Origin of the sequence: Ruminococcus sp. (assembly GCF_024691275.1) — a bacterium.
In the GTDB taxonomy this organism is placed as follows: Bacteria; Bacillota; Clostridia; order Oscillospirales; family Ruminococcaceae; genus Ruminococcus.
The window spans coordinates 1-4,296 of the sequence record NZ_JAILNU010000053.1 but is presented as its reverse complement, the minus strand read 5'-3'; the positions used below and the strand labels follow the sequence as shown (position 1 = coordinate 4,296).

Annotated in this window: 6 protein-coding genes; 4 read left to right on the top strand and 2 right to left on the bottom strand. The window is 43.7% G+C overall.

The genetic code is table 11. From position 1 onward, the window contains the following. Positions 1–621 (bottom strand): phosphatase PAP2 family protein (locus tag K6G33_RS06410; RefSeq protein ID WP_296777466.1); only part of this gene is annotated, 621 nt, incomplete at its 3' end. A gap of 409 nt (positions 622–1,030) precedes the next feature. Between K6G33_RS06410 and K6G33_RS06405 the strand changes: the two genes are divergently transcribed. The 4 genes from K6G33_RS06405 to K6G33_RS06390 all read left to right on the top strand — a co-directional run bounded on the left by K6G33_RS06405 (position 1,031) and on the right by K6G33_RS06390 (position 3,210). Next, on the top strand, positions 1,031–1,447 hold the full coding sequence (locus K6G33_RS06405; RefSeq protein ID WP_296777463.1) for a YjdF family protein: 417 nt from the start codon (positions 1,031–1,033) through the stop codon (positions 1,445–1,447). A 97-nt stretch (positions 1,448–1,544) separates the two neighbouring features. Continuing rightward, a complete protein-coding gene (locus K6G33_RS06400; RefSeq protein ID WP_296777460.1) occupies positions 1,545–2,213 on the top strand; it encodes a nucleotidyltransferase domain-containing protein in 669 nt (222 codons plus the stop codon). A gap of 28 nt (positions 2,214–2,241) precedes the next feature. Further along, the gene (locus tag K6G33_RS06395) at positions 2,242–2,697 is read left to right on the top strand and encodes a GNAT family N-acetyltransferase (RefSeq protein ID WP_296777457.1); all 456 of its coding nucleotides are present in this window, start codon (positions 2,242–2,244) and stop codon (positions 2,695–2,697) included. Between the two features lie 15 nt (positions 2,698–2,712). Then, entirely contained in the window at positions 2,713–3,210 is a 498-nt protein-coding gene (locus K6G33_RS06390) for a methylated-DNA--[protein]-cysteine S-methyltransferase (RefSeq protein ID WP_019680287.1), read from the top strand. A 356-nt stretch (positions 3,211–3,566) separates the two neighbouring features. Here the strand turns inward: K6G33_RS06390 and K6G33_RS06385 are convergent. Further along, the coding region (locus tag K6G33_RS06385) for an MBL fold metallo-hydrolase (RefSeq protein WP_296777453.1) at positions 3,567–4,296 on the bottom strand (730 nt) is incomplete at its 5' end.

Sequence of the window (4,296 nt, the reverse complement as noted above, 5' to 3'; positions counted from 1 at the left end):
AATGAGGTAAAGTCCCGTGCTAAGCAGTACAGAGCCTGCTATATCTGTCAGCCAGTGTACTCCCGCAACACTTCGTCCTACGACCATAAACGCCGTGAATAAGACTGTAAACGCATAAAGTCCGTACCTGACTTTAGTATTTCGCACTCTTCGCTGCATCTGAAAGGCAAGTGTTGGCATTACGCTCATAACAAGAAGCGTTGTCGAAGACGGATAAGAAGCCTCCATACGACCTTCTATAAGTATCGGTCGGTAGTTTATAGGTATCATCTCAAATATGAGATAACCAAATATCACAAGGATATAGTAAATACCAAGCAGGATAATATCCTTATCCACTTTGAGAAGGCTTCTCCGCTTTATGAGCTGAACCAGACCTACAGCTCCGAATATAATACAGATAAAGATCGGCACAAGTCCCAGCCAGTCGGTGACGGTATACACCCACATATGAATGCCTGTCATTTTATGAAACCATGTGTTCAGACTTGCGAAACCGATGTCTGTTCCGTTCTGCCCCACTGCCTGAACATCAACTGTCTGTATCAGTACAGTCCAGACTGCAAAGAGTATCAGCATTAATACGCCTGTGATAAGTGTGTTTATTCCGTTCTTTTTCATAATTCCGTGTTCCTTTCAGATGATTGCCTTCCAGCTGATTTCATGGTAACACGAAGACTGAAAAAAGTAAAGAACCGCATCGTCGCACCGGTGACACAAATCGTGTCATCTGCGATATTACGTCGTTTGCTGCGTATCTGCCTACAGAATTTTTGATGACTTAGGCTTAATATTATTATAACCGAAAGGTGAAATTCCGTCAACCCATAGTCTTGACCGGACGTTGCAGATATGTTATGATATAAACAGCACTACTGTGCGATCAGATGACAAAGATAAAAACGCAACGTGTACCTTCGGGTATGCCAGAGCCGGTAGGTAGCCCGGCCGTCCTGTGATTACAGGGTAAGTAACCTGCCCCTCCGGGTTGTCCGTTCTTTGTCTATATCCATTTTCAGGAGGGAAAGATATGGACAAAACGAACGGTATGCTGACGGTATTTTTCGAGGAGCCTTTCTGGGTGGGAGTATTTGAACGCTCTGAAAAGGGTAAACTCTCAGCGGCTAAGGTCATATTCGGAGCAGAACCAAAGGACCGTGAAGTCTTTGAATTCGTACTTAGGTATTACTACAAGTTGAAGTTCAGTCCTGCTGTTAAGGTGAAAACAAAGCAGACTGCTGACAACCCAAAACGGCGGCAGCGTAATGCACGAAAGCAGCTCAGTACCACAGGTATCGGCACTAAGTCGCAGCAAGTGCTGAAGCTTATGCAGGAGCAGATGAAGACCGAACGCAGACAGCTAACAAAGGAGCAGCGTGAAGCCGAAAAGCAGCGTCAGTTTGAGCTTAAACAGCAAAAACGCAGGGAAAAGCATAAAGGTCATTGACAGCTTCCTGCGAAAAAAAGTCCTGACAGTTTCGGCTGTTGGGACTTTTTATCCAATCAGGTAAATAATAAAACACATATTGTTCAGGAGACCAGATATGATTGATAAAGCGTCTTTGACAGATAAATTTATCTCAGCCTTGCAAAATACATTTCCCGACAAGGTATGTTTCGTTGGCTTACAGGGAAGCTATGCACGCGGAGAAGCAACAGAAAGCAGCGATATTGATTTCGTCGTTATTCTCGATCATCTTTCAGGTGATGATGTCAGACGTTACCGAACTATGCTTGACGCCCTTCCGCACAGAGAATTATTCTGTGGATTTCTTTCTGATGCTGATGACCTCAGGAACCGGGAGGTATCTGATCTGTTTCAGTTCTATAATGATACGAAGCCGATAATCGGAACTCTTGATGATATTATTCCGCAAATAACTGTTGATGATATCAGGCGGTCAGTCAGGATAGGAGTCTGCAATATTTATCACTCCTGCATTCATAATCTGATATATGAAAAAAATCCCGCAATACTGAAAGGATTGTATAAAGCCGCATCATTTGTGATACAGGCACTTTTGTATCTGCGATCAGGAGAATATATCGCACGTTTACAGGAACTTGTCAGCAAAGCGGAAGGCATCGAAAAGGATATAATCTCTGCTTATATACAGATAAAAAACAGCGGCGTATCAGATTTTGAAAGACTGTCAGACCTTATCTTTAATTGGTCGAAAAAGCAGATAAATCAAATGCACGAATGTATTTAAAAACATATTCCGATATAAGGATACTACTATGATCGAAACAGAACGATTGAAATTATACCCTGCCTCAAAAGAGCAGATGGAAGTATTTATAGAATCACAAACAGTTGATGTCCTTAAAGCTGCGTACATCGAAATGCTGAACGGTTGCCTTGATCATTCCGAACAGTGGGATTGGTATGCGATATGGATGATCGAGCTGAAAGACGGAACGCATATAGGTGAATTGTGCTTCAAAGGCCTTTCTCCTGATGGTATCGCTAAGATAGGATATGGTATCAACGATGATTATCAGGGATACGGCTATGCAACCGAAGCCGTGAAAGCAGTATCTGAATGGGCTCTTAGACAGCCAATCGTTACATCTCTGGAAGCCGAAACAAATGAAGATAATATATCTTCAAAAAGAGTGCTTGATAAGTGCGGATTTGTTCCTAACGGAACAATCGGCGAAGAAGGTCCGAGATATACACTAAAAAACACATGATAGAAGTAAGATATAATGAATAACATATTTCACTATACCTCGCCTATTGGCGGTATAACCCTCGCCAGTGACGGAGAAGCACTGACAGGCTTATGGTTCGATGGGCAGAAATACTTTCCAAATAAATTAGTTGATGAAAGTACCGAGGCGGAGCTGCCGATATTCACGCAGACCTGCAATTGGCTTGATATTTATTTCAGCGGAAAAGAGCCGAGCTTCACTCCGCTTATAAGTCGACGCACAACACCGTTCCGAAAAGCTGTGTACGACATTCTTCTGACTATACCTTATGGACAGACTATAACCTATGGTGGAGTCGCACGTATCCTTGCAGAACGACAAGGAGTTGAGCGTATGTCAGCACAGGCAGTCGGCGGTGCCGTTGGACATAATCCAATCGGAATTATAATTCCATGCCACAGAGTAGTGGGGACAGACGGAAGGCTTACAGGATATGCAGGCGGACTGGATAAAAAGATAGCTCTGCTGAAACTTGAAGAGTACGAAATATAATGTAAAAGGCAGCCATTACGGCTGCCTCTTTTACGTTCCTGATTTTGTTCTATGCAATTATAACAGCTGACAATGGAGGACTTTTACAGCATCATATTTACGGCTAAATATAGCCGTTTATCGATTTAATTGTGATTGCCGCCCTATCCGCAGTACAGGCTGCAATCAACGAAGGAAAGTAATTCCCAAATATACTCAGATTGGCTGTTTTACGCTGAATCTGGACGATGCTAAAGAATACCTTTACGCGAAGTCCACAAAGCGTAGGATACTAAGCTGGCGTGATATTCACGTTAATGAGTTTATCTGAATAAACAAATAGAGCTCTCACAGTTTCGGCTGTGAGAGCTTTTTTATTATAGTATTTCTTCTCCACTGTGCAGAGCAATGAGCTTATCACCCATTATCTCTTTCATCATCTCAAAAGCAGGGATACCTGTGCAGTGACCACTGTAAAAGAACGTGTTCATCTTTGCGAGTTCCTGTGCTGTCTGAATAATGACCGTTTTTTCTGCTTCGGTGTGCTCACCGTCTTTTTTCATCATATGGAATCCTGTGATAACATAGTCGGGAGCGTTTCCGAAAATCTCTCTGTATCGGTCAAGGATATTGAGTATTCCGTTATGAGCGCAGCCGGACAGAAGCCAGTGCTTGCCGTTCTGTGTGATGACAAGGCACTGCTCATGCATAAAATCGTCCTCTGTCTTTACGCCTTCTTTCAGACAGGACAGCTTTCTGTTGCCCTGCGGATAGCACCGCCTGCCTGCAATGCCGCTGAACAGGAACAGCTCATCGTCAAGCTGCATATCGCCGTCTATCAGCCGGACATTCGGCAATTTGAGAATATCCGTATCAATGCCGATGTAGCGCTCACCGTTGTAATGCGGTTCGGCAGCCTTTCTCTGCATAATAATTTGTGCGGAAAGGTTGAGCTTTGAAAAAGGCAGAATACCGCCCGAATGGTCGTAGTGACCGTGACTGAGTATCACGGTATCGACAGCAGTAAGGTCAATGCCCAGAACCTCGGCGTTCTTCACTACTGCGTCCGTCTGCCCTGTGTCCAGCAGGAGCTTATGTTTTTCAGTC

Bases quoted from the DNA above. Each gene is read 5' to 3' on its own strand.
- K6G33_RS06405 (WP_296777463.1), top strand. From the start codon at position 1,031: ATGGACAAAACGAACGGTATGCTGACGGTATTTTTCGAGGAGCCTTTC.
- K6G33_RS06400 (WP_296777460.1), top strand. From the start codon at position 1,545: ATGATTGATAAAGCGTCTTTGACAGATAAATTTATCTCAGCCTTGCAA.
- K6G33_RS06395 (WP_296777457.1), top strand. From the start codon at position 2,242: ATGATCGAAACAGAACGATTGAAATTATACCCTGCCTCAAAAGAGCAG.
- K6G33_RS06390 (WP_019680287.1), top strand. From the start codon at position 2,713: ATGAATAACATATTTCACTATACCTCGCCTATTGGCGGTATAACCCTC.